19 protein-coding genes are annotated in these 26,138 nt (G+C 75.1%); 7 read left to right on the forward strand and 12 right to left on the reverse strand.

From position 1 onward, the window contains the following. Window positions 1-47 precede the first annotated feature (47 nt). The 5 genes from ABRQ22_RS03970 to ABRQ22_RS03990 all read right to left on the reverse strand — a co-directional run bounded on the left by ABRQ22_RS03970 (window position 48) and on the right by ABRQ22_RS03990 (window position 5,985). Window positions 48-1,583, reverse strand: a complete 1,536-nt coding sequence (locus ABRQ22_RS03970) for a family 1 glycosylhydrolase (protein WP_353708662.1) — start codon at window positions 1,581-1,583, stop codon at window positions 48-50. A gap of 139 nt (window positions 1,584-1,722) precedes the next feature. Further along, window positions 1,723-2,643 carry a carbohydrate ABC transporter permease gene (locus tag ABRQ22_RS03975; protein ID WP_253053095.1) on the reverse strand — a complete coding sequence of 307 codons (921 nt, stop codon included), beginning with the start codon at window positions 2,641-2,643 and terminating at the stop codon, window positions 1,723-1,725. Continuing rightward, window positions 2,640-3,764: a sugar ABC transporter permease gene (locus ABRQ22_RS03980; protein WP_253053097.1), complete on the reverse strand. Its 1,125-nt coding sequence runs from the start codon at window positions 3,762-3,764 to the stop codon at window positions 2,640-2,642. The genes ABRQ22_RS03975 and ABRQ22_RS03980 overlap by 4 nt, the downstream gene beginning before the upstream one ends. A 123-nt stretch (window positions 3,765-3,887) precedes the next feature. Then, entirely contained in the window at window positions 3,888-5,222 is a 1,335-nt protein-coding gene (locus ABRQ22_RS03985; protein ID WP_353708663.1) for an ABC transporter substrate-binding protein, read from the reverse strand. 262 nt (window positions 5,223-5,484) lie between these two features. After that, window positions 5,485-5,985, reverse strand: coding sequence for a DUF2505 domain-containing protein (locus ABRQ22_RS03990; RefSeq protein ID WP_253053101.1), 501 nt, complete (start codon window positions 5,983-5,985; stop codon window positions 5,485-5,487). 155 nt (window positions 5,986-6,140) lie between these two features. Between ABRQ22_RS03990 and ABRQ22_RS03995 the strand changes: the two genes are divergently transcribed. After that, window positions 6,141-7,622, forward strand: coding sequence for a PAS domain-containing sensor histidine kinase (locus ABRQ22_RS03995; protein ID WP_253053699.1), 1,482 nt, complete (start codon window positions 6,141-6,143; stop codon window positions 7,620-7,622). 182 nt (window positions 7,623-7,804) lie between these two features. Here the strand turns inward: ABRQ22_RS03995 and ABRQ22_RS04000 are convergent, their stop codons facing one another. Further along, a complete protein-coding gene (locus ABRQ22_RS04000; RefSeq protein WP_021481972.1) occupies window positions 7,805-8,053 on the reverse strand; it encodes a WhiB family transcriptional regulator in 249 nt (82 codons plus the stop codon). Between the two features lie 236 nt (window positions 8,054-8,289). On the opposite strand from ABRQ22_RS04000, the gene ABRQ22_RS04005 reads away from it, so the two are divergent. Then, entirely contained in the window at window positions 8,290-8,751 is a 462-nt protein-coding gene (locus ABRQ22_RS04005; protein WP_353708664.1) for a hypothetical protein, read from the forward strand. A gap of 14 nt (window positions 8,752-8,765) precedes the next feature. Here the strand turns inward: ABRQ22_RS04005 and ABRQ22_RS04010 are convergent, their stop codons facing one another. From ABRQ22_RS04010 to ABRQ22_RS04030, 5 genes are all read right to left on the reverse strand, one after another. Continuing rightward, window positions 8,766-13,190 (reverse strand): FtsK/SpoIIIE domain-containing protein, encoded by a 4,425-nt coding sequence (locus ABRQ22_RS04010; protein ID WP_353708665.1) that lies wholly within the window; start codon window positions 13,188-13,190, stop codon window positions 8,766-8,768. Window positions 13,191-13,303: 113 nt separating this feature from the next. Continuing rightward, window positions 13,304-15,838: an FtsX-like permease family protein gene (locus tag ABRQ22_RS04015; RefSeq protein WP_353708666.1), complete on the reverse strand. Its 2,535-nt coding sequence runs from the start codon at window positions 15,836-15,838 to the stop codon at window positions 13,304-13,306. Window positions 15,839-15,861: 23 nt separating this feature from the next. Further along, on the reverse strand, window positions 15,862-16,683 hold the full coding sequence (locus tag ABRQ22_RS04020) for an ABC transporter ATP-binding protein (RefSeq protein ID WP_353708667.1): 822 nt from the start codon (window positions 16,681-16,683) through the stop codon (window positions 15,862-15,864). Between the two features lie 248 nt (window positions 16,684-16,931). Beyond that, window positions 16,932-17,675, reverse strand: a complete 744-nt coding sequence (locus tag ABRQ22_RS04025) for a response regulator transcription factor (RefSeq protein ID WP_253053111.1) — start codon at window positions 17,673-17,675, stop codon at window positions 16,932-16,934. Then, window positions 17,672-19,231, reverse strand: coding sequence for a sensor histidine kinase (locus ABRQ22_RS04030; protein WP_353708668.1), 1,560 nt, complete (start codon window positions 19,229-19,231; stop codon window positions 17,672-17,674). Before ABRQ22_RS04030 ends, ABRQ22_RS04025 begins: the two co-directional genes overlap by 4 nt. A 104-nt stretch (window positions 19,232-19,335) precedes the next feature. Here ABRQ22_RS04030 and ABRQ22_RS04035 point away from each other — a divergent pair, with 104 nt between their 5' ends. Both ABRQ22_RS04035 and ABRQ22_RS04040 read left to right on the forward strand, forming a co-directional pair. Continuing rightward, entirely contained in the window at window positions 19,336-20,019 is a 684-nt protein-coding gene (locus tag ABRQ22_RS04035) for a response regulator transcription factor (RefSeq protein WP_031316534.1), read from the forward strand. 44 nt (window positions 20,020-20,063) lie between these two features. Beyond that, complete coding sequence (locus tag ABRQ22_RS04040; protein WP_253053115.1) at window positions 20,064-21,395, forward strand: ATP-binding protein; 1,332 nt, start codon at window positions 20,064-20,066, stop codon at window positions 21,393-21,395. 24 nt (window positions 21,396-21,419) lie between these two features. On the opposite strand, the gene ABRQ22_RS04045 is transcribed toward ABRQ22_RS04040, so the two are convergent. Further along, window positions 21,420-21,941: a GtrA family protein gene (locus ABRQ22_RS04045; RefSeq protein WP_353708669.1), complete on the reverse strand. Its 522-nt coding sequence runs from the start codon at window positions 21,939-21,941 to the stop codon at window positions 21,420-21,422. A gap of 138 nt (window positions 21,942-22,079) precedes the next feature. Between ABRQ22_RS04045 and ABRQ22_RS04050 the strand changes: the two genes are divergently transcribed. From ABRQ22_RS04050 to ABRQ22_RS04060, 3 genes are all read left to right on the forward strand, one after another. Next, entirely contained in the window at window positions 22,080-23,321 is a 1,242-nt protein-coding gene (locus ABRQ22_RS04050; protein WP_353708670.1) for a 5-(carboxyamino)imidazole ribonucleotide synthase, read from the forward strand. Then, a complete protein-coding gene (gene purE / locus ABRQ22_RS04055) occupies window positions 23,318-23,857 on the forward strand; it encodes a 5-(carboxyamino)imidazole ribonucleotide mutase (RefSeq protein ID WP_253053121.1) in 540 nt (179 codons plus the stop codon). Before ABRQ22_RS04050 ends, purE begins: the two co-directional genes overlap by 4 nt. 129 nt (window positions 23,858-23,986) lie before the next feature. Continuing rightward, window positions 23,987-26,092 carry an acyltransferase family protein gene (locus ABRQ22_RS04060; RefSeq protein ID WP_353708671.1) on the forward strand — a complete coding sequence of 702 codons (2,106 nt, stop codon included), beginning with the start codon at window positions 23,987-23,989 and terminating at the stop codon, window positions 26,090-26,092. Window positions 26,093-26,138: the final 46 nt, after the last annotated feature.

Consider the following 26,138-nt stretch of genomic DNA (forward strand, 5'->3'; position numbering starts at 1 on the left):
TATCCCGCGCGCGCCCGGCCGACCGCACCGCCCCGCTCACCGTGTCGTCACTCCCCGACGGTGGCGTCCGCGGCGGACGCGCCGCGCGCGGGCACCGCGTTGTCGCGCGCGACCTGCGCGTACCACGCGCCGCTCGCCTTCACCGTGCGCTCCTGCGTCTCGTAGTCGACGCGGACGATGCCGAACCGCTTGGTGTAGCCGAGCGCCCACTCGAAGTTGTCGAGGAGCGACCACGCGAAGTACCCGCGCACGTCCGCGCCGGCGTCGATCGCGTCGCGCGTGGCGCGCAGGTGCGCGTCGATGAACTCGAGCCGGTCCTGGTCGTCCACGGAGCCGTCCTCTCCGACCTGGTCGGGGTAGGCCGCGCCGTTCTCCGTGATGTACATCGCCACGCCGCGCGGGCCGGTGAAGTCCCGCTGCAGGCGCGTGAGCAGGCGCGTCAGCCCCTCGGGCTGCACCTCCCAGCCCATGTCCGTGCGGGGCAGCCCGCGCGAGCGGTCGTGCGCGTCGTCGGCGGCGGGGAACGGGGACGACGTCGCGCGGACCGGCGCGTCGTCCGCGGGCTCGTCGCGCACGCCCTCGGGGCGCGTCCCGCCGCCGGACTCGGCCGCGGGCAGCGGGTGCCCCGAGACCGCGCCGCCGTTGTAGTAGTTGACCCCGAGCGTGTCGATCGGGGTCGAGATGATCTCGAGGTCGCCGTCCTTGACGTGGTCGAGCAGCCCGTAGGGCGCGACGTCCTCCAGGACGTCCGCGGGGTACTCGCCGTGGAAGACGGGGTCGAGGAAGATCCGGTTGAACTGCCCGTCGATGCGGCGCGCGGCGTCGACGTCGGCCGGGTCCTGCGGGTCGACCGGGTCGGAGACCGTGAAGTTCAGGGTCAGGCCGAGGTTCGCCTCGGGCGCGCGCTCGCGCAGCGCCTGGACGGCGAGACCGTGGCCGAGCAGCAGGTGGTGCGCCGCGGCGAGGCCGTCCTCGCGCGACTGACGACCGGGCGCGTGCACGCCCGCGGTGTACCCGAGGAACGCCGAGCACCACGGCTCGTTGAGCGTCGTCCACACGCCCACGCGGTCGCCCAGCGCCTCGTGCATCGTCACCGCGTACTCGGCGAAGAGGTACGCCGTGTCGCGCGACGTCCAGCCGCCCTTCTCCTCGAGCGCCTGCGGCAGGTCCCAGTGGTAGAGCGTGAGCCACGGCAGGATGTCCGCGCCGAGCAGCTCGTCCACGAGGTGGTCGTAGAACGCCAGCCCGGCCGGGTTGACGGCGCCCCCGTCGGGACGCACGCGGGCCCACGAGGTCGAGAACCGGTAGGTGCCGAGGTTGAGGTCGCGCATGAGCGCGACGTCCTCGCGGTACCGGTGGTAGTGGTCGCACGCGACCATGCCGTCGTCGCCGTTCACGACGGCGCCCGGGACGCGGGCGAACGCGTCCCACACGGAGTCCGTCCGACCGTCCGTGTGCCCGGCGCCCTCGATCTGGAACGCGGCGGTCGCGGCGCCCCAGAGGAAGCCCGGGGGCATCTCGACGCGCCCGGTCGCGGTCGCCGGGTTCGGGAGGAGGGGCGCGGACGGGACGAAGCTGGTCATGGGTCGATTGTCCTTCGAGAGGTCGAGGAGTGGCACGCGGGAGGGCCGGTGGGCTGCCCGCGCGACGGTCGGCCGCACGGCCGGTCGCGCGCCACGCCGAGGTGGCGCGCGACCGGGTGCCGCGCGGTGGCGCCGGGCGTCAGCCCTTGACGGCGCCCTGCATGATGCCCGCCACGAGCTGGCGGCCGGTGAAGATGAAGATGACGATCAGTGGCAGGGTCACGAGGAAGATCCCCGCCATCACGAGCGAGTAGTCGACGAAGAAGTTCGCCTGGAGGGACCGCACCACCAGCGGCAGCGTCGGGTTGTTCTGGTTGAGCACGATCGAGGGCCAGAAGAAGTTCGTCCACTGCTGCACGAACGTGAACAGGCCGAGCATCGCGGCGGCGGGTCGCGCCGCGGGGAGCGCGATCGACCAGAACGTGCGGAACATCGACGCGCCGTCGACGCGGGCCGCCTCGATGAGCTCGTACGGCAGCGCCTCGCCCAGGTACTGCGTCATCCAGAAGACGCCGAACGCGGTGACGAGCGCCGGCACGATGACGGCCTGGAGCTTGCCGATCCAGCCGAGGTCCGACATGAGGATGTACATCGGGATGACGCCGAGCTGCGTCGGGACCGCCATCGTCGCGATGACGAACACGAGCAGCGGCCCCCGCCCGCGGAACCGGAGCTTGGCGAAGGAGAAGCCAGCGAGCGTCGAGAAGAGCACGACGGACAGCGACGTGAGCACCGCGACGACCACCGAGTTCCAGGCGGCCTTCCAGAAGTTGATCGCGTCCGAGTTCATGACCTCGGCGAACCGGTCGAACAGGCTCGCGTCCGGGAGGAGCTGGGGCAGCGCGCTGCGCGAGATCTCCTCCGGCGTGGAGGAGCCCAGGATCAGCGTGAAGTACAGCGGGAAGATCGAGACGAGCAGGACGACCCCGAGGATCGTGTACGTGACCCACCGGGGGCGGCGCTGGGTGCCGCCGACGTTCTTCCCGGCGCGGCGGCGTCGGGCGGCCGCGCGGGCCGCACCCGGCCCGGCGGTCTGGGCGATGACGGGGACGGAGCTCATCGCTTCCTCCGGTCGGTCGTGCTGGCGGCGGTCGTGTCGGCATCCGTGTCACCCGTGCTCGAGCGCTGCGCCGACATGGCGCGCTCGGCGCGCAGGCGCTTCTGGGTCTCGCGGCGACGACGGACCCACCGCGGCGGTCGTGGTTGGGCGTTCGACGTCGCGATCCGTCGGGTGACGAGGAAGTTGACGATCCCGACGAGGATGATGAGGAGGAACAGCAGCCAGGCGACGGCGGCCGCGCGGCCGAAGTTCTTCTGGTTGCCCCAGGCGACGTCGTAGAGGTAGAGCACGGTCGTCATCCACTGGCGGTCGGCGCCGCCGAGGCCCTGCGCGTCGAACATGCGCGGCTCGTCGAAGATCTGCAGGCCGCCGATCGTCGACGTGATGACGACGAAGATGATCGTGGCGCGGATCTGCGGGACGGTCACGGAGAAGAACTGGCGCACGCGACCGGCGCCGTCGATGATCGCGGCCTCGTAGAGCTCGCGCGGCACGGCCTGCATCGCGGCGAGGAAGATCAGCGCGTTGTAGCCGGTCCAGCGGAAGTTCACCATCGACGCGATGGCGACATGGCTCGCGAGCGCGTCCGCGTGCCAGCGGATCGGCTCGATGCCGACGACCCCGAGGAGCTCGTTGATGAGGCCGTACTGGTCGGCGAAGAGGCGGCCGAAGATCATCGAGACCGCGACGGGGGCGACGACGTACGGGAGCAGGACCCCCATGCGCCAGAACGTCGCGGCGCGGAGGTTCTGGTCGAGCAGCGCGGCGATCGCGATGGCGGCGACCACCTGCGGCACGGACGACAGGACGAAGATCGAGACGGTGTTGCGCAGCGACTTCCAGAACGTCGGCTGCGCGAGCACGTCCGTGTAGTTCTGGAGGCCGACGAAGTCGCCCTGGCCGCCGAGCAGGTTCCAGTCGTAGACCGACACCACGGCCGTGTACACGAGCGGGAAGAGACCCGTGATCGCGAACAGGATGAAGAAGGGCGAGATGTAGAGGTAGGGCGAGACCTTGACGTCCCAGCGGCTCAGGCGCTGGGAGAAGCCGACGCGGCGCGGCGTGCGCGGCGTCGGCCCGCTGAGCCCCGGGGAGGGCTGGGTGGGCGAGAGGACGGCCATGTGAGGTTCCTGGGCTGCTGGTGACTGCGGGTGGCGGTCGGGCGGCCGCCGGGGCGGCGGCGCCCGGCGGTGGACGCGAGCGGGGCCGGGGCGGCACCGTGGTGCCGCCCCGGCCCCGTCAGGTCACAGGCCCAGGTCCTGGAAGGACTGGAGCGTCTTCTGCCACGAGGACGCGGCGTCGTCGGTCTTCTCGACGTCCACGCGCTTGATGCCGTCCTGGACGGTCGTGTGGATCGAGAAGTAGTTGGCGCCCTTGAACGGCGCGCTGTCGATCGCGAGCGCACGGTTCACGAAGATCGTGCCGACCGGGGCGTCGTTGAAGAAGTCGTTCGTGAACGACTGCACGGCGTCGGACTCCTGTGCCTCGATCTGCGACGGGAACGTGCCCGCGTTCTCGAAGGCCGTCGTCTGCTGCGCCGGGTCGGTCAGCCAGGCAGCGAGCTCCTTCGCAGCCTCGGCGTTCGGGCCGGAGGCCGGGACCGTGAGGAACGAGCCGCCCCAGTTGAGGCCGCCTCCGGGGAAGACGTCGGCGACGTTCCAGCCGGTGACGCCACCCGAGCGCTCCTCGACCGGGCCGGTCATCCACGCGGGGCAGATCATCGTCGCGAAGCCGTCGTTCTGGAACGCGGCGTCCCAGTCGCCCGACCACTGCTCGAGGCCTGCGGAGAGCTCGTTCGTCGTCGACTGCTCGAGGACCGTGTCGTAGATGTCGATGATCGGCTGGTTCGTGGCGAGGTCCTTGGGCGTGCCGTCGGACTCCTCGTACGCGTTGTCGATCTGGTTGACCATCGCCTGCGAGATGGACATCGCGGAGTCGTACCAGGCCGAGTCGCTCGCCGCGACGAAGGTCTTGCCCGCGGCGAAGTAGTCGTCCCACGTCGCGTCCTCGCCACCGAGGAGCTCCGCCACCTCGGCGGGGTCGGTCGGCAGGCCGGCGGCCTCGAAGAGGTCCTGGCGGTAGCAGATCGCGCTCGGGCCGATGTCGGTCCCGTAGCCGATGAGCTTGCCGTCCGGCGTCGTCGCCTGCTGGACCTTCCAGTCCACCCAGCGGCCGTCGAGTGACGAGTCGGTGAGGTCGGTGAAGAGGTCGGGGTACTGCATGAGCTCGGGGAGCCAGTCGACCTCGATGGCCTCGATGTCCGCCAGGCCCTCGCCGCCGGCGGCGAGCTTGGTGGTGAGGTTGGTGCGCGCGTCCTCGGACTTGGCGGCCTTGGTCTGCTTCACGGTGACGTTCGGGTGCGCCTCCGTGTACGCCGCGAGGAGCTCGTCGCTGTAGCCGAAGTCGTTGAACGTGGCCACGGTGAGGGTGATCTTCTCGCCGTCGCCGGAACCCGTCTCGTCGTCGTTCGAGCCGGAGCCGCTCGAGCACGCGGTCAGGGCGAGGGTGATGGCCGCGAGGCCTGCGACGGCGGTGATCGCCTTGCGGGGCCGGCGGGTCGTACGGGTGCTGCTCAGCACGGTGACTCCCTTGTCGGTGGGGCGGGGTCGTGGCAGCGCTCCCACCTCCAAGTGGTAGCGCTTCCACACAACGGCCTGATCGTGCTTTCCCCGCGGAACCCGTGTCAAGCGCCGGAAGGTCGTGGCGCAGTGTGGTCGCGCTCCCACTCACGCATCGTCGCAGGTCAGGGCGTTCTCGTGACCTACCGATCGGTCGGGTTCGGGGGAAATCGTTACCGGTTCGAGACCGGCTCCGCGGGCGCGTGCGAGTCCGCGAGCGCCCTCAGCGGGCGAGCCACTCCCGGCCCGCGGCCTCCTCCGCCGCCAGGGCGGCCCGGACGGCCTGCGCGGCGGCCTGCTCGATCGCGCCCCCGAACAGCGGCACCGACGCCTTCACCTCGCCCGCGTAGCGCTCGACGGTTCCCTCGCCGTCCGGGGCGAGGCTCACCGTGCCGGTGAGCCGCACCGGGGCGCCGGTGATCTCGAGCGACACGGTCCCCGACCGCTCGCCGTCGCGCTCCGGCTCCCACGCCTCGGCCTGCCGGATCTCGAGCTGGCCGCCGACGAAGGACCGGACGTGGGCCGGGATCTGGTCGGTGGGCAGGGTGCGACGGACCGTCACGGTGAAGCCCTCGGCGGCGCTGCCGGTGACGTCGACCTGCTCGACGTGGGCCCCGTCGCCGCCGGAGCGCGCGGCGCGCCAGCGCACGAACTCCTCGTCGGCGAGCATCGCGCCGACCACGGGGACGGCGGCGGGGTAGCGGAGCTCGACGCTCAGGTGCACGGGACCTCCTCGGGCCCTGGGTCGACCTGCCGCCGGCCCGGGCGGGTCGGCCACGGGTCGGTCGCAGGTCGGTCGACGGGTTCGGGCGACCGCGCGCGCGGGCGCTGAGGGGACTCTACCTGTCCGACCCCTCTACGCTGGGGTCCGTGTCTGCCATGAGTGACCTCATCTCCCGCCACGCCGACCTCAGCCCGGCGGACAACGAGTGGTTGCACCTGCTCGTGGGCGACTGGCAGGTGATCTCCGACCTCGCGTTCGCCGACCTCGTGCTCTGGCTGCCCACGACCGACGGCAACTTCGTCGCGGTCTCGCAGTGCCGCCCGTCGACCGGCGCGACCGTCCACTACGACGACATCGTCGGCTCGTTCGCGCCGGAGGGTCAGCGACCGCAGCTCGAGCGCGCGCTCACCGAGGTGCGCTCGCAGCGCTCGCGCGAGCCGCGCTGGTTCGGCGCGTACGCCGTGCGCGAGGAGGCCATCCCGGTCGTGCACGACGGTCGCGCGATCGCCGTCGTCGCGCGGCAGACCAACCTCGGCAGCGGGCGCACGCCCAGCCGCCTCGAGCTCAACTACGTCGAGGCCGCGGACGATCTCGTCGCGATGATCTCGCGCGGCGAGTTCCCCTTCCCGAACGCCGCGACCGGCCCGCGCCGGGGCGCGCCCCGCGTCGGCGACGGCCTCATCCGGCTGAACTCCGAGGGCGAGGTCCTCTACGCCAGCCCCAACGCGCTGAGCTGCTTCCACCGCCTGGGCGTCATCGGCCCGCTCGTCGGGCGGTCGCTCGCCGAGGTGACGGCCGACCTCATCGAGCACCAGACCCCCGTCGACGAGTCGCTGCCGCTCGTGGTCATGGGCCGGGCGCCGTGGCGCACGGAGATCGAGGCGCAGCGCGTCGCCCTGTCGCTGCGCGCGCTGCCGCTCACCGAGTCGGGCCAGCGCATCGGCGCCGTCCTGCTGTGCCGCGACGTGTCGGAGCTGCGCCGCCGGGAACGCGAGCTCATCACCAAGGACGCGACGATCCGCGAGATCCACCACCGCGTGAAGAACAACCTCCAGACGGTCGCCGCGCTCCTGCGGCTGCAGGCCCGGCGCATGGACGTGCCCGAGGCCCGTGCCGCGCTCGAGGAGGCCATGCGCCGCGTCGCGACGATCGCGCTCGTGCACGAGAGCCTGTCGCAGACGCTCGACGAGGAGGTCGAGTTCGACGACATGGTGGGCCGGGCCCTGCGCCTCGCCGCCGACGTCGCGTCCGCGGACACGAGCGTGCGCACGGTCCGGACCGGGAGCTTCGGCCTCGTGCCCGCGGAGGACGCGACGCCGCTCGCGCTCATCCTCACCGAGCTCGTCACCAACGCCGTCGAGCACGGGCTCGCGAAGCAGGACACGGGGACCGTCGAGGTCGCGGTCGAGCGCGAGGGCTCGGCCCTGCGCATCGTGGTCGCGGACGACGGCGTCGGCATGCCCGACGGCGACGTCGCCCGGGCGGGCAAGGCCGCGAAGAGCGGGCTGGGCACGCAGATCGTGCGCACGCTCGTGACGAACGAGCTCGGCGGCACCATCGAGTGGTCGCCGCGTCCCGGCGGGGGCACGCAGGTCGTGCTCGCCCTCGTCCTGCGCGACGGCAACCGCCAGGCCTGAGCGCGCGCGTCCCGGCGGGACCGCCTGGCGCGACCGCCTGGTGGGCCGGCCGGCGGGACGGCCCGGTGGCGCCGCGTGGCGCGACCGCCCGGTACGACGACGGGCCGTCACCCCGGAGGGTGACGGCCCGTCGTCGACCTGCTGCTCGACGCCCGTGGCGGGCGGAGCGCGGTGAAGCGTTGTCAGCCGGCGCGGCGCGCGCGGGCGGTGCGGCGCTTGAGGGCGCGGCGCTCGTCCTCGGAGAGGCCGCCCCAGACGCCCGCGTCCTGCCCGGACTCGATGGCCCACTTGAGGCACGTGTCGACGACGTCGCAGCGGCGGCACACGGCCTTCGCCTCCTCGATCTGGAGGAGCGCGGGGCCCGTGTTGCCGATCGGGAAGAAGAGCTCGGGGTCTTCGTCGAGGCAGGCTGCGCGGTGGCGCCAGTCCATGGTCGTCGTCTCCTTGGCAGAGGGGAGCCTGGTCGCGAGGTGATGACTCGTCGCGGTGATGCCCGGCAGGGGGCTGCCTGGACCAGGGCTCGAGGCGGGGGTGATTGATGCTTGAACCAGGTTCACACCTCGTGAAGCGCAGCACAAGGGGTTACGAGAAAGTTTCCGTCGCATGAATCGTGAGGTCTTCGTCACACGGGTGTGAAGCCGCAGGTCGGCGCGTACGCTGGGTGATCGTGCCTCCCCGCAAGCCCTCCGGACACCCGCCCGAGCAGCCCCCGACGACGCCCGACCCGGCGCCCGACGGCGGGGTGCGGCCCCCGGCGCTGACCGCGCTCCTCGTCGGGGTCGGGATCGAGGTCATGGTCCTCGTCGTCGGCGCCGTCCTCCTCCTCGTGGAGCTCGCGCGCGGCGGGTCGCAGTCGTTCGGGGTGAGCGTGTTCCTCGTCGTCTTCGCGCTGGGCGTCGCCGCGGTCCTCGCCGCGAGCATGCGCGGCCTGCTGCGGGGGCAGCGCTGGGCGCGGTCGCCCGTCGCGACGTGGCAGATCCTGCAGGGCGTCGTCGCGATCAGCTCGCTCCAGGTCGGCGTGACGCCGTGGGTCGTCGCGGCGCTCGTGCTCGCGGTCGTGGTCCTGGTCCTGCTCATGCTGCGTCCGGTCGTCGAGGCGACGACCCACGACTCCCGGGCCGCCGCCTGACCCGTCCCGGCGCGTCACGACCGAGGCTCCGACGGCTCGTCCCCGGAGGCCCCTGAGCGTCGAGCGCCCGCCGGGGGCAGCGCGAGCTGCACCGGGGCGAGCCGGGCGCCCTGGACGAGCACCCCGCGCCCGGGCCGCGGCCGCCCCGGCTCGGCGAGCCACTCCAGGCCGCGGCCGAACACCTCGGCGCTGCCGCGCTCGGCCGGCGCCAGCACGATGCCGGCGCGGACGCCGCGCAGGTCCGCGAGCGGACCGCGCAGCGCCGACGCCGCCCCGCCGGTCGTCGCGGACGCGACGAGCACGAGGCCGTCCCGGCACGCCGCCGCGAGCCGCTCGCCCTCGACCACGCAGAGCTGGGCGAGGACGTCCAGGTCGTCGACCACGACCGCCCCGGGCGGTCCCGGCAGCTCGCCCGTGCGCTCCCACGGGGTCCTGCGGGTGCCCTCGCGCGTGCCGGCGGTGACGGCGTCGAGGAGCGCACCCACGTCGGCAGGCGCGTAGCGCCGCACGACGGTCGTGCTGGTGCCGGCCTCCGCCGCGAGCGTGTCGTCGCGCGCGACGACCGCCCGGAGGACGCCCTCGCGCGCCAGGTGCCGCGCGAGGAGGGCGAGCGCGCTCGTGCGCCCCGAGCCGGGCGGTCCGACGACGAGCGCTCCCCGCGACACGTCCAGCGTGACGGCGCCAGCGGTGTCGCCGCCGCGGCCCACCGGGACCCGGAGCGTCACAGCCCCGGCCGGGCGTGGTCCGGACGTTGCGGGGCGTGGGGCGGGTGACGCGAGCTCGGCGGTCACGACCCGCTCGGGCACCGGCAGGAGCCGGAACGCGCCCGGCCGCCCCTCTCCGCCTCCAGGACCCGTCCCGGTGCGGCCGGCCGGGGACGCAGTGCTCCCCGGCGTCGGCCCCGGCGTCGGCCCCGGCGTCGGCCCCGGTGGTGGCTGCGGGGGCAGGGCGACCTGGCACAGGAGCGGCTCGCCGGGCCCGAGCCACACCGCACGCCCCGCCGGACCTCCCCGCCCCGCGAACGGCGACGGCACGCCCAGCGCGACGTCGTCGTGCCGGTCGCGCGACACCATCGCCGCACGCACCGCGACCAGCGACGACAACCCCGCGACCGTCGGGCCGCCGCACCCGACGGCGACGGCGGTGGGGCCGGCGAGCACGTCCGCGAGCGCGTCCGCGCCGGCCCCGCCCGCCGTCCCCGCGAGCACCGACCGGACGGCGTCGGCGTCGTCCACGAGCAGGAGCGTCCTGTCGGCGCCGTCGATCCCCGCGGGGCGCTCCTGCCCGTCGTCGTGACCCGCGAGCAGCCGCAGGAGGCGGGCGAGGCGGCGCGGGTCGCGGCGGTCGACGACCGTCCCGGTCCCGGGGTGGGACGCGAGGTCGGCGAGCCCCTCGCCGACGGCGTGGACCGTCCAGCCGCGCTCGAGGGCCGCCCACCCCACGGTGCGCAGGGCCGTCGTCCGACCCGAGCGCGCGCGGCCCAGCACCGCGAGGTGCCCGTCGCGCGGGTCCCACCGGACGACCGTCCGGCGCTGGAGGTCCGGCGCGTCGCCGAGCGCGACGGGGAGCGTCGTGGTCTCGGTGCGCGCCGCACCGTCCACGAGGTCGGCTCGTCCGTCGCCCCGGTGCGCCGGGTCGTCGGGGAGCCCGCCCGGCCCGAGGGCTGCGTCGTGAGCCGCCGCCGCGGCCGTGCGCGCGACGTCGGCGAGGTCGTCCTGCGCGACCCGGTCCGGCAGGGCGGGCAGCCACGGCGGCGGCGCCGGGCGCAGGCCGGCGCGCTCCGCGACGTCGCGGGCCGCGGTGACGATCCGGGGAAGCCGGTCGTCCCGGGCTCGGGGCGCTCCTGCGTCGGGAGCGTCGTCGTCGGCCCGGGAGGTGCGACGGGGGAGCCTGCGTGCGACGGCCCACGGGGGAGCAGCGCGGGCACCCGACGCCGGGACGGGCGACGGCGCCCCGGCGCGGGCGCACTGCACCGCGAGCGGCGGTTCGGCGCCCCGGCGCAGGACGAGCCGCCCCGGCACCGAGGCCGGGACGAGCGCCGCGAGCGGCGACTCGACGACGTCGCGCGAGTCCGCGACGTCGACCACCCGCAGGGCGAGGCGCAGGGTGATGTTGGCCCGCACGTCCGCGCTCACCGCCCCTGCGGGCCGCTGCGTCGCGAGCACCAGGTGCACGCCGAGCGAGCGACCCTGGGCAGCGACCCGCAGCAGGCCGGGCAGGAGGTCAGGCAGATCGTCGGCGAGCGCGCGGAACTCGTCCACCACGACGACGAGCCGTGGCAGACGGCCCCGGGGCAGCTCGTCGACGCTCGTCGCCCCCGCGGCCGCGAGCACGCGCTCGCGCCGGTGCAGCTCCGCCCGCAGCCCGGCGAGCGCGCGCCCGGCGAGCCCCGGGTCCAGGTCGGTGACCGTGCCCACGACGTGGGGCAGCCGGCCGCACGCCCCGAAGCTCGCGCCGCCCTTGAAGTCGACGAGCGCGAACGACAGCTCCTCCGGGGAACGGCCGAGCGCGAGCCCCGCGACGAGGGTCTGCAGGAGCTCCGACTTGCCGGCGCCCGTCGTCCCGGCGACGAGCACGTGCGGGCCGTCGCGGACGAGGTCCACCGTCACCGGTGCGCCCCCGGGCCCGACCCCGAGCACCGCGCACAGCCCGGAGCCGTCGCGTCGCGTCGCGTCCCGCCAGCGTGCGCCGACCCACGCGGCGAGGTCGTCCGGCGCGTCCGGCAGGCCGAGGAGGTGTCCGAGCGAGACGTCCGGCGGCAGCGAGGGCGCCGTCGGGTCGCCGGGCTCGTGCCCGTCCGGGTCGGTGCCGACGAGCCGGCCGAGGTGGTCCGCCGCCGCGAGCCGTCGGGCGAGGGCGCAGGCCCACTCCGCGCTCGCCCCGACGTGCTCGCGCACGGTGCGCGCGTCGTCGGGGCCGGTGACGACGGCGGTCGGGCCGGAGACGTCCACGACCGTCCGGCACCACGCCGGGACGCGCGCCGCGTCGTCCAGCACGAGGAGCACGTCGATCGCAGCAGGCGCGAGCCGTTCCCAGGCTCGTGAGAGCTCGCCCGCGGTGGGGGCGCCGTCGACGACGAGGACGGACGCCGCACCGGGCTCCGGCCGTGCGTCGTCCAGGGACCCGACGACGCCGGCGCGCGGGAGCCAGCGGCACCAGGCCCAGTCGGCCGCGGCGTGCGACGGGTGCCGGACCGTCGGCACGGCACCCGTCGTCAGGAGCTCCCCGAGCACGGCCCGTGCCGCCGCGAGCGCGGCGGGGCGCGGGCCCACGACGGCGACGCACCCGTCGGGCAGCCGCACCGGGAGCGCCGGGGAGCCCGCGGTGCCGTCGCCCGGCCCGGCGGGGAGCGTGGTCGGAGCGGCGCCGACCACGGGCGGAGCCGTGGCGCGGGCCGGGACGACGGGGGCGATGCGGGCGACCGTCGCCCAGGTGAGCGCGTCCGCGGGCCGCGGTCGCAGCGGGTCGACGGGGGTCGCGGCTCGCGAGCGGTCGGCGTCCGACGTCGGCGGGGCGACGGACGCCGGTCCCGGCGCGCCACCGGGCCGTCGGCCCGCGCGGCGTCGGCGGGCCTCGACGAGGGCGGGGACGAGGAGCGCCAGCGGCCCGGCGAGCGCGAGCAGCGCGTAGAGGGGCTGGCGGAACGCCACGGCGAGGGTGAGCGACGCGACCGCGGGCACGGCTGCGGCGGCGAGATGGCTCCCGCTCGGTCGGCCCGGCGACGTGTCCCGTGCGGCGGGGTCGGCGGGGCCGATGCGCGGACCGTGCACGAGGTCGGGGCGCGGGCGCAGGGCGTAGGCGCCGCGACGCGTCACGAGCGCGTCGCCCTCGCGCCAGCGGACCCCGCGCCACGACGGGACCCGGCGACCGGCCCGGGCCGGTCGCGCGAGGAGGACGGCCGCGTCGTCGGGGACGCGTCGGGTACCGCGCGGTGCGTGGACGCGGACCCGTGCGCCCCGGCGCGTGCTGCGCCAGCGGACGCGCAGGTCGTCGACCCGGGCCAGGCCGCGACGCGCCTCGTGGCGGCCCACGGGCACCAGGCGACCGGCGTCGGCGCCGCCGAGCACCGCGACGTGCCACGGCGCGGCCAGCACGGCGTCCGGGCGCGCCGCCCCTGCCGGGGTGGCCACGGCACGACCGCGCGGCGCGAGCGCGACCGTCGCCCCGGGGAGCAGGGGCCGGGTCCCGCAGCGCTGGTCGTCGTCGACGGGGACGCCGTCCACGAGCAGGGCGGCGGTGCGCAGCTCGGGTCGGCACACGAGGTCGGCGAGGCCGGCGCGCACGTCGCCCAGGCGCGCCCCCGCAGGGAGCAGGACGTCCGTCGCGGGGTGCACCGTGACGCGGAGCCAGGCCTCGCCCGCGGGCGCGGTACGCGCCGGCGGGGACGGGGACGCGGCGGGATCGAGGGCGCGCGACGGAGGGGCGAGAGCGGGCGGCACCCGGCGAGGGTGCCCGACGGAGCGGCCTCGTGCCCGGGAACGCGCGCGCCCCTGTGGACGGAGGTCCGTCCACAGGGGCGCGCGTCGGCCGTGAGGCCCGGGCGAGCCGCGGCTCAGTCCACGGCGAGCGCCGCGACGGGCGACGTGCGGGCAGCGGTCCGGCCCGGCACGACGGACGCGACGAGCCCCGCCACGAGGGCGACGACGAGCACGAGCGCGACGTCCCGCCACGGCACCGCGAGCGACACGTCGCCCATGACGCTCAGCGCCGTCGCCGCGCCCGCCCAGCCGTACAGGACGCCCAGCACGATGCCCAAGACCGCGCCCACGCCCGCGATGAGCATGCCCTCGATCGCGAGCATCCACCGCAGCTGCGCCCGGCTGAGGCCGATCGCGCGCAGCGTCGCCGACTCGCGTCGTCGCTCGATCACGGAGAGCGAGAGCGTGTTCGCCACGCCGATGAGGGCGATGACGACGGCGACCGCGAGCAGCCCCACGATGACCCCGAGGATCGTGTCGATGACGCTCTGCATGGCCGCACGCTCGACGGCGATGCCGGCCACCTCCACCGGCGTGTCCGACTCGACGATCGCGTCCTGGATCGCGGGCACGACCTGCGTCGCGTCGCCCGTGTCGTCGAGCCCGACCCACAGCCGGGACACGAGGGCGTCCGGGGCGAGGGTCTTCGCGTCGTCCGCGTCGAGGAGCCAGCCGTCCCCGATGGCCCCGACGTGGGCCGTCACGTCGAGGGTCGCCCCGTCCGGACCGGTGAGCTCGAGCGTGTCGCCCTCGGCGACGTCCCAGGCCTCCGCGTCGGCCTCGGGGACCATGACCGTGCCCGGGGCGAACGCGGCGAGCACGTCGGGCGAGCGCACGACCGCGCGGGCCTGGTCCGGGTCCACCCCGTGCATCGTGATCTCGGCGCCGTCGAGCAGCGTGACCGTGACCCCGGAGAGCTCGACGACGCGCGAGACGCCCTCGGTCCCCGAGACCGCGCGCACCACGTCGCTCGGCACGGCGTCCTCGGTCGACCCGTAGGCGTCCGTCGCGACGAGGACGTCGACCGGGTACTGGTCGTCGAGCGCGGCGTCGAGGGACGTCCGGGCGCTCGCGGCGCCGGTGGACATCATCGCGACGAGCGTGACGCCGATGAGCAGCGCGGTGCTGGTCGCCGTGGTGCGGCGCGGGTTGCGCAGCGTGTTCGCGGTGGCGAGCCGCGCCGTCGATCCCGTGCCGGCCAGCAGCCGGCCCACGAACGACACGACCCCGGGCAGCCAGTACACGGCACCGACGAGGACGCCGACGAACGACAGGGCGCCGCCCGCGACCCCCGCGAGGAGGCCGATCTCGGGGCTGCCGGTGCTGCCCAGCCAGATGCCGCCGCCGAGGACGGCGAGCCCCCCGAGGGTGAGCAGGGTCGCGACCACGAGGCGCGCGCGCCCACCACCGCGCGCGAGGTTCGGCGCGTCCGAGGGGCGCAGCGCCTCGAGCGGCGCGACGCGCGTGGCGGCGCGCGCCGGGGCGAACGACGCGACGACCGTGACGAGGGTCCCGACGAGCAGCGGGACGAGGACGACCGCGGGCGTCATCGTGATGGTCGCCGGGACCGGCACGCCGAGGTCGGCGCCGCGGGCCACGAGGAGCGCGACCTGCGTGAGCAGGCCACCCAGCAGGATGCCGCCGACCGACGCGAGGACGCCGAGGATCGTCGCCTCCGTCAGGACCGACCGGGCGAGCTGCGACCGGTTCGCGCCGACGGCGCGCAGGAGGGCCAGCGTGCGCGTGCGCTGCGCGACGAGCACCTGGAACGTGTTGGCGATGACGAGCGCGGCGACGAGCAGGGCCACGGCGGCGAAGCCGAGGATGACGTACGTGAAGACGTCCTGGTCACCCGTCATCTTGCGGGTCTGCGCCTGGGCGTGCTCGTCGGGCGTCACGGCCTGGGCATCGTCGGGCGACGCCGCGACGAGCGCGGTGCGCGCGGTCTCGAGGTCCGTGCCGGGCGCGAGCCCGACCATCGCCGCCGAGTACAGGCGCTCCGGGTCGTCGGGGCTCGCCTGCGCGGCCTCCCACGCGGCGACGTCCTCCGCCGTCACGACGACGGCCCCGCCCATCTGGGCGTACGCGCCGTACGGGTCGTCGGTCGTGCCGACGACGGTCAGCTCGTCGCGAACCTCCTCGTACGCGCCGCCCTCGGGGGCGGAGGCGTCCCACACGTTGCGCGAGCTCGTGACGGCGTCGCCGATCCCGACGCCGAGGCGCTCGGCCACGGCCGTGGGCAGCGAGACCTGTCCCGAGGCGGTGGGCATCGAGCCCTCGACGACCTCGAGCGCCTCGAAGCGCGGGTCGGAGGGCGCGGGGACGCCGAGCTGGAACACGCGCTTCGAGCCGTGCGACAGGTCGAGGTAGGTGAACTGGACCGCGTCGACCGCGTCGACGCCGCTCACGGAACGCAGGGCGTCGACGTCGGACGCCGTGAGGTCGCTCGGCGCGGACACGACGAGGTCCGCGTCGGCGAACTGCGCGGCGATCGAGTCGTTCGTGGTCTGGGTGATGACGTTGCCCGCGATCAGGGTCGCCGTGACGAACGCCGTCCCGATGACGATCGCGACGCCGGCCGCGACGAGGCGGCCGATGCTGCGGCGCATCTGCGCCAGGGTGAGGCGGAGCATCAGGCGCGCACCGCCTGCGACGCGGGGGCGGAGCCGTCGGCGCCCGGCGCCTCGAGCGTGCGCAGGGCGTCGAGCCCGGCGAGCACCGACTCGGGCGTCGGGTCGCTGATGTCGCCCGCGATCCGCCCGTCGGCGATGAGCACGACGCGGTCCGCGTACGCGGCGGCCGTCGGGTCGTGCGTGACCATGATGATGGTGCGGCCGAGCTCGCGGACGGAGCGGCGCAGGAAGCTGAGCACCTCCGCGCCCGAGCGCGAGTCGAGGTTGCCCGTCGGCTCGTCCGCGAAGACGACCTCCGGACCGGCGATGAGGGCGCGCGCGATGGCGACGCGCTGCTGCTGGCCGCCGGACAGCTCGCTCGGGCGGTGGCTCAGGCGTGCCTCGAGCCCGAGCGTGCGCACGAGCGTGTCGAACCACGTCCGGTCGACCTTGCCGCCCGCGAGCTCGACGGGCAGCGTGATGTTCTGCTCCGCCGTGAACATGGGGAGCAGGTTGAACGACTGGAAGACGAAGCCGACCCGGTCGCGGCGCAGCTGCGTGAGCGCGTTGTCGTTCAGGCCCGTGACCTCGGTGTCGCCGATGAAGGCGTGGCCGCTCGTCGCGGTGTCGAGCCCCGCGAGAAGGTGCATGAGCGTCGACTTGCCCGAGCCCGACGGCCCCATGATGGCCGTGAAGTGGCCGCGCTCGAAGTCCACGTCCACGCCGTCGAGCGCGTGCACCGCTGCCTCGCCCGTGCCGTAGGTCTTGCGCAGCGAGCGGGCCCGCACCGCGGGCGGGCCGGCAGGGGCGGGGTCGGCGGGTCGGTACACGGTCGTGTCCACGTCATCTCCTGAGTGCGTCGAGTTCGTCGTCGGGCCGTCGTGCGGCACGCCGGTCCGGTGGTCGGAGGCGTGCGCCGGGGATCGTGGACGACGCTACGGACCCGGCCCGCCCCGCCGCGTCCGGCGAGGGTCGGGTCCTGCACGCGAGCAGGGTCATCCCGTGGTCGTACCCGACCCGGGCCGAGGGCTGACACGACGGCGCCCCACGGGTCCGGGGACCGGTGGGGCGCCGTCGGGACGGTCGGGAGTCAGGAGCCCGGGCGGACCAGGCCCGTCTCGTAGGCCGTGACGACGGCCTGGACGCGGTCGCGCGCGCCGAGCTTGGCGAGGATGCGGCCGACGTGGGTCTTGACCGTCGCCTCGGCGACGAACAGGTCGCTCGCGATCTCCGTGTTGGACCGGCCGCGCGCCATGAGGACGAGCACCTCGCGCTCGCGCTCGGTGAGACCCTCGACGGCGGCGTGCGCGGGGGAGTCGTCGGCCTGCTCGGCGGGCAGCGCCGTCACCAGGTGCTCGAGCAGGCGCCGGGTGGACGACGGGGCGATCACGGCGTCGCCGCGGTGCACCGTGCGGATCGCCGCGAGCATCTCCTCGGGCGGCGCGTCCTTGAGCAGGAACCCGCTCGCGCCGGAGCGGATCGCCTCGAGCACGTACTCGTCGAGGTCGAACGTCGTGAGCACGATCACCTTGGGCGCGTGCCCGCCGTCGGCCGCGGCGGCGGTGAGCCGGGCCGTCGTCTGGAGCCCGTCCAGGTGCGGCATGCGGACGTCCATGAGCACGACGTCGACCGGGTGGTCCGCGAGGAGGCGCAGCGCCTGCAGGCCGTCGCCCGCCTCGACCGCGACCGTGAGGTCAGGCTGCGAGTCGATCACCATGCGGAAGCCCGCGCGCACGAGCTGCTGGTCGTCGACGAGCGCGATGCGCACGGGCTCGACCGGCGCGAGCGGGTCGGCGGCGTACGCGCCGCCGGGGTCGGGGAGGGCGTCGGTCATGGTGTCCTGTCGGTCGGTCGGTCGAGGGCCGGGTGCGGGGGCTCCGCGTCGACGGCCGGCGGCGGCGGGGCCGTCGCGGCGGCCGGGTGGCCCGGGGCCATCCTGCCCGACGCCGCGGGCGCGGGTGCGGGGACGACCCGACCCGGGGGTCGGGGGAGGGCGGCCGGTCCGGGGGCCGCGCCGGGCAGGGCGGGCACGGGGATGCGCAGGTGCACGCGGAACCCGCCGCCGGGACGCGGGCCCACCTGCACGGACCCGCCGAAGAGCGCGGCCCGCTCGCGCATGCCCAGCACGCCGTAACCGCCGGGCCGGGCCTCCTGGTGCGCCGCGGCGGCGGCCGAGGCGCCGCGCCCGTCGTCCTCGACCTCGAGGTCGAGCGTGGTGGCGCCCCAGCGCACGACGACGGTGACCTCCGGGTCCGGGCCGGCGTGCTTGAGCACGTTGGTCAGGGCCTCCTGGCACACGCGGTAGACCGTGAGCCCTGCCCCGGGGGGCAGCGGTCGCGCCTGGCCGACGCGGACGAAGGACACGCGCATGCCGCTGTCGCGCACCTGTGCGACGAGCGTCTCGAGGTCGGCGGTGTCCGGCTGCGGGGCGCGCTCGAGCGCCGCCGTCGCGCCGCTCGCGGGCGCCGGGTGGCCGGGTGCGGCGGGCCCGTACGGCGAGCCGGCGGGCGGCGCGCCCACCGGCCCCCGTCCCGGCAGCGCGAGGGTGCCCCCGGGCCCGACGGCGGCCCCCGGCGGCGCGGCGACGCGCGGCTGCTCCGTCCGGAGCACGCCGAGGAGCCGGCGCATGTCCGCCAGGGCCGTGCGGCCCGTCTCGGACACGGTCGCGAGCGCGCGCGTCGCGGCGTCGGGGTCGTGGGCGGCGGCGTACCGGCCGCCGTCGGCCTGGGCGATGATGACGGAGAGGGAGTGGGCGACGATGTCGTGCATCTCGCGCGCGATGCGGGCGCGCTCGGCGGCGGTCGCGATCTGCGCCTGCTGGTCGCGCTCGACCTCGAGGCGTTCCGCGCGGTCGACGAGCGCGGCGATCGTCTCGCGCCGGGAGCGGCGCACGAGGCCGAACGCCCACACCGCGAGGAACGTCATGCCCCCGAACGCGGACGTGAAGAAGACCATCGTCGCGAGGTCGGTGAGGCGACCGGACATCAGGCCGAGCGCCACCCCGAGGACGACCGCGCCCACGAGCGAGGACACGATGGCCGTCCGGTGCGCCCAGCGGGGCCCGTAGACCGTGACCGAGTAGAGCGCGACCAGCACCGCGAAGTCGGCGGGGAAGATCAGGAAGTAGCCGGCCAGCAGGTGCACCAGCGCGACGGAGTACACGGTGATCGACGACGCGAGCGGGTTGGACCGGCGCCAGGGCAGCGGGGCGAGCAGGAGGGCCGCCCAGAACGCGGCCCAGCCGCCGCTCGTGCCGACGCCGCTCGCGCCGGCCGAGGAGAACGCCGCGGACGCGGGCACGAACACGACGGCGAGGACGAGCGTGACGGTGAGGTCCACACCGAACCGGTGCTCGTCGGACCACTGCCCGAGCCGCTCGTACCATCCCATGCGTCAAGCCTAGGCAGAGGGCGGCGGCGGGGCGTCCGACCAGGGTCGCAGAGTTCACGAGACACGATGGGACCGAAGTCGTACTGATGCCCTAGCATGAGCGAATGACCCACGTACTGCTAGCGGAGGACGACCCGGCGATTGCCGAACCTTTGGCGCGCGCACTGACACGTGAGGGTTACAACGTCGTCGTCCAAGGAACTGGTCAAGGAGCGATCGACTCCGCGAGCGGTGCGGACATCGTGGTGCTCGATCTGGGCCTTCCGGACATGGACGGCCTCGACGTCGCGCGCGAGATCCGGCACAAGGGTCTCACCACCCCGGTGCTCGTGCTCACCGCCCGGGCCGACGAGGTGGACCTCGTCGTCGGCCTGGACGCCGGTGCCGACGACTACGTCACGAAGCCGTTCCGGCTCGCCGAGCTGCTCGCCCGGGTGCGGGCGCTCCTGCGCCGCTCGCACGGTGAGCAGGTGGACGAGGAGGAGCTCGCCGCGCAGGACGTGCGCATCGACGTCTCCGCGCACCGCGCGTTCCAGGGCGAGCGCGAGCTGCACCTGACCACCAAGGAGTTCGAGCTGCTGCGCGTGCTCGTCGCCAGCGCGGGCTCGGTCGTCGTGCGCGACGCCCTCATGCGCGACGTGTGGGGCTCCGAGCCGGTCGGCTCGACCAAGACGCTCGACATGCACGTGTCGTGGCTGCGCCGCAAGCTCGGCGACGACGCGAACGCGCCGCGCTACATCTCGACCGTCCGCGGTCTCGGCTTCCGCTTCGAGACCGGCGAGAGCTGACCGACCCCGACCGGGGACGAGGGACACGGGGAGCGAGGAGCAGCGTGCGGCGTCGGATGCTGCAGGCGACGGTGGCGGCCGTGGCCGTCGCCGTCATCCTCCTCGGGTTCCCGCTGGCGTTCTACGGCGCGCGGTTCGTGCTGCAGGGGGAGGTCGACGACGTCACGTCGCGCGTCGAGCGCCTCTCGCGCTCGATCGACGCCCGCCTCGCCGCGGGCGACGAGATCCCCGACTACGTCATCACGGACGCGGTCCAGCCCCGCGCGAGCGACCCTCCGGCGCAGGTCTACGTCACCCTGCCCGACGGGACGGTGCTCACGGCGGGCGAGGAGATCACCGGGCGGGGGATCGAGCAGCCGCTGCACTCCGAGTCGGGTGCGCTCGTCACGCTCACCGTCTCCTACTGGGACGCGTACCTCCAGGCGGCGCAGGTCGTGCTGCTCGTCGTGGCCGCGGCCATCGTCGCGTTCGCCGCGGGCATCGGGATGGCGGTGTGGCAGGCGAACCGCATCTCGGCGCCGCTGGTCTACCTCGCGGCGTCCGCCGAGCAGCTCGGGTCGGGACAGGTGCGCCCGCGGCTCGAGCCGTCGGGGGTCGAGGAGATCGACCTCGTGGCCGCCGAGCTCGCGCGCAGCTCCGACCGGCTCGCGGGTCGGCTCGCGGCGGAGCGCCAGTTCGCCGCCGACGCGTCGCACCAGCTCCGCACGCCGCTCACGGCGCTCAGCATGCGGCTCGAGGAGATCTCGATGGCCTCGGACGACCCGGCCGTCCAGGAGGAGGCCCGGATCTCGCTCGAGCAGGTCGAGCGACTGGTCGGCGTCGTCGACGACCTCCTCGCCTCGTCACGGCGCGCGCAGGGCGGGACGACGGAGGCCGTCAGCCTGCTCGACGTCGTGCACCAGCAGGAGGAGGAGTGGGTCCCGACGTTCGCGAAGGCGGGCCGTGAGCTCGTCGTCGACGTCCCCGCGGAGTACCAGGTGCTCGCGACGCCCGGGGCGCTCGCGCAGGTCCTGGCGACGCTCATCGAGAACTCGCTCAAGCACGGCGGCGGGACGACGACGGTCCGCGCGCGCCCGTCCGGCACGAGCGGTGCGATCGTCACGGAGGTGTCGGACGAGGGCGCCGGTGTCCCCGACGACCTCGCCCCCCGCATCTTCGAGCGCGAGGTGACCTCCGGCGCCGGCACGGGCCTGGGTCTCGCGCTCGCGCGCGACCTCGCGGCGTCCGACGGCGGTCGGCTCGAGCTCGCGCAGCGTCGGCCCGCGGTGTTCGCGCTCTTCCTCGCGGGGGTGCCGCGGCGCCTCGACCCGCGGGTCGTCCTGCCGACGGGGGTCGCGGTCTCCGCGCACGGGCGTCGTCGCCGGCGCCGCGGCTGACGCGACCGGGCCCCGGCGGGGGCGTCAGGGAGTCGCGGTCTCCCGGCCGGCGACGTCGTCCCGCGCCCGGTCGCCCGTGAACACGAGGCGTCGGTAGGCGACGTAGCGGAACGCCGTGCCGAGCGCGAGCCCGACGACGTTCGCGGAGACGTTCTTGGCGAGCGGGGACGTGAGGCCCAGCGCGTACGTGGAGATCGCGAGGCAGCCGACCGCGATGAGCATCCCGCCCACGTTGACGACGACGAAGGCCGCGAGCTCGCGGCCGCGCGCCTGGGTGCGGCGTGCGGAGAACGTCCAGTAGCGGTTGCCGATCCACGCGACCAGCGTCGCGACCGTGACGGACACGATCTTGGCGGTGAGCGGCTTGTGGCCGAGGACCTCGCCCGGTCCGAAGCTGAGCAGGTTGAACAGGCCCAGGTCGACGACGTAGGCGACCGCGCCGACCGACCCGAACTTCGCGAGCTCCCGCACCCGGGCGAGGACGCGCTCGCGCCGCGGCGGGGCCGCCGCGTTCGCCTCGGCTCGCCGGTCCAGGTCGCTCGTCACCCTCCGAGGCTACCGGCCGCTCCTGAGCGTCGCCCGGGTGCCGGGGGGCGGCCACCGGGTCGCGGGGCCGAGGAGCCGACGGTCCGGAGTCCGGGCGACGCGCGGTCCCGCGCCACCCAGGCACTAGGGTGGGTGCACGTGGCAGCCCCAGTGATCGCCGTGGTCGGCGGAGGACAGCTCGCGCGCATGATGGCCCCCGCGGCCGGAGAGCTCGGCGTGCACCTGCGCGTGCTCGTCGAGGCCCCGGACACGTCCGCAGCCCAGGTGGTGGTCGACGCCCCCGTGGGCGCCGCGTCCGACGAGGCCGCGATCCGCTCGCTCATCGCCCCCGCGGGTGCCGCCCCGGCGGACGTGCTGACCTTCGAGCACGAGCACGTCCCGAACGCGCTGCTCACCGACCTCCTCGAGCACGGCACGCCCGTGCGTCCCGGACCCGACGCGCTCGTGCACGCGCAGGACAAGATCGTCATGCGACGCCGGCTCACCGAGCTCGGCGTGCCGTGCCCGCGCTGGGCCGCGCTCCCCACCGCGCCCGACGCCGCCCGCACCGCTCTCGCGGACTTCCTCGCCGAGGTCGGGGGCGAGGCCGTGGTGAAGACGGCGCGCGGCGGGTACGACGGCAAGGGCGTGCGCGTCGTGTCGGTCGCCGAGGGCGGCGCCGAGCAGGTCGCGGAGTGGATCGAGGCGGCCGCCACGGGCGGCCCCGAGCTCCTCGTCGAGGAGAAGGTGCCCTTCACGCGCGAGCTGGCCGTCCTCGTGGCGCGCCGTCCGTCCGGAGGGATCGACGGTCGGGGCGAGGTGCGGACCTGGCCCGTGGTCGAGTCGATCCAGCGCGACGGCGTGTGCGCCGAGGTGATCGCGCCCGCGCCCGGACTCACGGAGGCCGAGGCGGAGCGCGCCCGCGACGCGGCGGTCCGGATCGCCGAGGGCCTCGGCGTCACGGGGGTGCTCGCGGTCGAGATGTTCGAGGTCCCGGGCGACGACGGGCCGCGCGTGCTGGTGAACGAGCTCGCGATGCGCCCGCACAACTCCGGGCACTGGACCATCGACGGCGCGGTGACCAGCCAGTTCGAGCAGCACCTGCGGGCCGTGCTCGACCTGCCCCTCGGCGACACGACGGCCACCGCCCGCTGGACCGTCATGGCGAACGTGCTCGGCTCGACGCTCGGCGAGCTGACCGACGCGCTGCCCGACGTCCTCGCCGCCTTCCCCGACGCGAAGGTCAACCTGTACGGCAAGGGCGTGCGCCCCGGGCGCAAGCTGGGCCACGTGAACGTGAGCGGCGACGACCTGGGCGAGGCCCGGCGTCGGGCCCTGGCCGCGGCCGCGATCCTGCGGGGCGAGGGCCCCGAGGGCACCCCGAACGAGGAGCGAGCATGAGCGAGAACCCCGTCGTCGGCATCGTCATGGGGTCGGACTCCGACTGGCCCGTCATGGAGGCCGCGGCCGACGCGCTCGCCGAGTTCGGCGTGCCCGTCGAGGTCGACGTCGTCTCGGCGCACCGCATGCCCGTCGAGATGATCGACTACGGGCGCAGCGCCGCCGAGCGCGGCCTGCGCGTGATCGTCGCGGGCGCCGGGGGAGCGGCGCACCTGCCGGGCATGCTCGCCGCCGTGACGCCGCTGCCGGTGATCGGCGTCCCCGTGCCGCTGCGCCACCTCGACGGCATGGACTCGCTCCTGTCGATCGTGCAGATGCCCGCGGGCGTCCCCGTCGCGACGGTCTCCGTCGGCGGGGCGCGCAACGCGGGCCTGCTCGCCGCGCGCATCCTCGCGGCCGGCACCGACGACGACTCCGCGCGGCTGCGGGAGAAGATGGTCGCCTTCCAGGCGGACCTGGGCGACCAGGCGCGCGCGAAGGGTGCGCGCCTGCGCGCGTCGAGGTCCGGGGAGCAGCGCACGGGCTTCGGCGCCTGACCGGCGCGCCGCGGGTTTCTGCGGCAGGCGGTTGTCGGGTTAGCCTGCGGGCGCGTCTCGCGACGCAGGGGGCTGGACCGACGACGGTCCGTGGCGGGTCGGTCCGACACCCACCCGGAGCAGTTTCACGTGGCAGCACCGCAGGCAGCATGGGCGCCGACGGCGTCGTCCGACGCGACCCCCGGTGCGGTCCGACGGCACGCCCGCCCGAGGACCGCGACCTCGCGCGACGGCTACCGCTACGACCTCGACGGCCTCCGGGCGGTCGCGATCCTCCTCGTGGTGGTCTACCACGTCTGGCTCGGCAGGGTGTCGGGTGGCGTGGACGTGTTCCTCATGCTCTCGGCGTTCTTCCTCACGGGTTCGTTCGCGCGCCGCCTGAGCGCCGGGCGCGGGGTCGCCGTCGGGGCGTACTGGGCGCGCACGTTCAAGCGCCTCGTCCCCGTCTCCGCGGTGGTGCTCCTCGGCGTCCTCGGGACCGCGTTCCTGCTCTACCCGCCGTCGTCGTGGCCGTCGGTCTGGACGCAGACCTGGGCGTCGCTGGGCTACGTCCAGAACTGGGAGCTCGCCCGCGAGTCCGTGGACTACTACGCCCGGGACGGCGCGGTCGCGAGCCCGCTCCAGCACTACTGGTCGCTCTCGGTCCAGGGCCAGGTCTTCGTCCTCTGGCCGCTCCTCCTGCTCCTGTCCGGGCTCGTCGTCCGGCGCCTGAGGCTCTCCGTCACCCCTGTGCTCCTCGTGGTGTTCGGGACGGTGTTCGCGGCCTCGCTGGCCTTCTCCGTCGTCGAGACGGCGTCGGACCAGGGGCTCGCCTACTTCGACACGAGGGCGCGGCTGTGGGAGTTCGCGCTCGGGTCGCTCGTCGCGGTCGCCCTGCCGCTCGTGCGCCTGCCGGCACGGGTCGCCCTGATCGTCGGCTGGGCGGGGCTCGCCCTGATCGTGACGTGTGGGCTCGTGCTCGACGTCCAGGGCGGGTTCCCGGGCTACTTCGCGCTGTGGCCCACGATGGCGGCCGCCGCCGTGATCGTCGCAGGCACGGCGGCGCACCCGTGGGCCGTGGGCAACGTGCTCGCGCACCCGGTGCTGCGGTCGCTCGGGCGGGACGCCTACGCCCTCTACCTCGTGCACTGGCCGCTGCTCATCACCTGGCGGGTGGTCACGGGACGTCAGGTCCCGTCCTGGCACGAGGGTGCGGTGATCGTGGTCGTGTCCCTCGTCCTCGCCCGCCTCCTCACCTCGCTCGTCGAGCGTCCCGTCCGGGACCTGGCGTGGGCGCGGACCGTCCCGTGGCGCGGTGCGGTCGCCGTGCTCGTCGCGGTCACGGTCGTGGCCGTTCCCCTCGCCGCCTGGCAGTCGGCCGAGCGCGCGCGGGCCGCCGAGGCGCTGGTGGGCGCCTCCGCCGACAACCCGGGCGCGCGCGTGCTCCTGCCGGGATACCAGGACGCGTCGGACCCGACCGCACCTCCCGTCCCCGTGGCGACCGCGCTCGACGCCCAGTGGGTGTCGCTCACGGAACGCTGCTCGGGAAGGTTCGCGCCCGACGTCGCGGAGCTCGCGAAGCGGTGCGGGCAGCTCGTTCCCCCCGCTCCGGAGGGTCCGACGGTCGTGGTGGTGGGCGACTCGCACAGCGAGCAGTTCATGGGTGCGCTGATCCCCGTCGCCGAGCGCGAGGGCTGGACCCTGGTCTCGGTCCTCTACGGGGGATGTTCGTTCGGCACGGCGGGCCACCCCTGCCGCGAGTGGAACGAGCAGGTGCTCGACTACGTCCTCGAGCTCGGTCCGGACGCGGTCTTCACCGTCACGACGGCCGCCGAGGCCGACGGCACGGGCGAGACCGTCGTCGTCGGGCTCCAAGAGGCGGTCGACGTGCTCTCCGACGCGGGGATCGCGCTCCTCGGGGTCCGGGACAACCCGCGGTTCTCGACGGACATGTTCGTCTGCGCCGAGCAGCACGGTCCCGATGCGGACGTGTGCCGCCACGACCTCGCGTCCCGCTCCGCCCCACGGAACCCCGCCGAGGACCTCCGGGTGGGCGACGGGTCGGTGCTCGTCGACCTCTCTGGGGCGGTGTGCCCCGACGGGTGGTGCGTCCCGGTGGTGGGGAACGTGCACGTCTACCTCGACGACAACCACCTCACGTGGGACTACGCTCGTTCGCTGGCCCCGTTCCTCGAGGACGAGCTGTCACCGTGGACCGACCGCGCGACGTCGACGCGACACGGGGAGCCGTCATGACCGGACCTGTCGGAGCGAGGGCTCGCTCCGTCGGCCCGACCCGGCC

This window comes from Cellulosimicrobium sp. ES-005 (assembly GCF_040448685.1).
GTDB classification, from domain to species: domain Bacteria; phylum Actinomycetota; class Actinomycetes; order Actinomycetales; family Cellulomonadaceae; genus Cellulosimicrobium; species Cellulosimicrobium cellulans_G.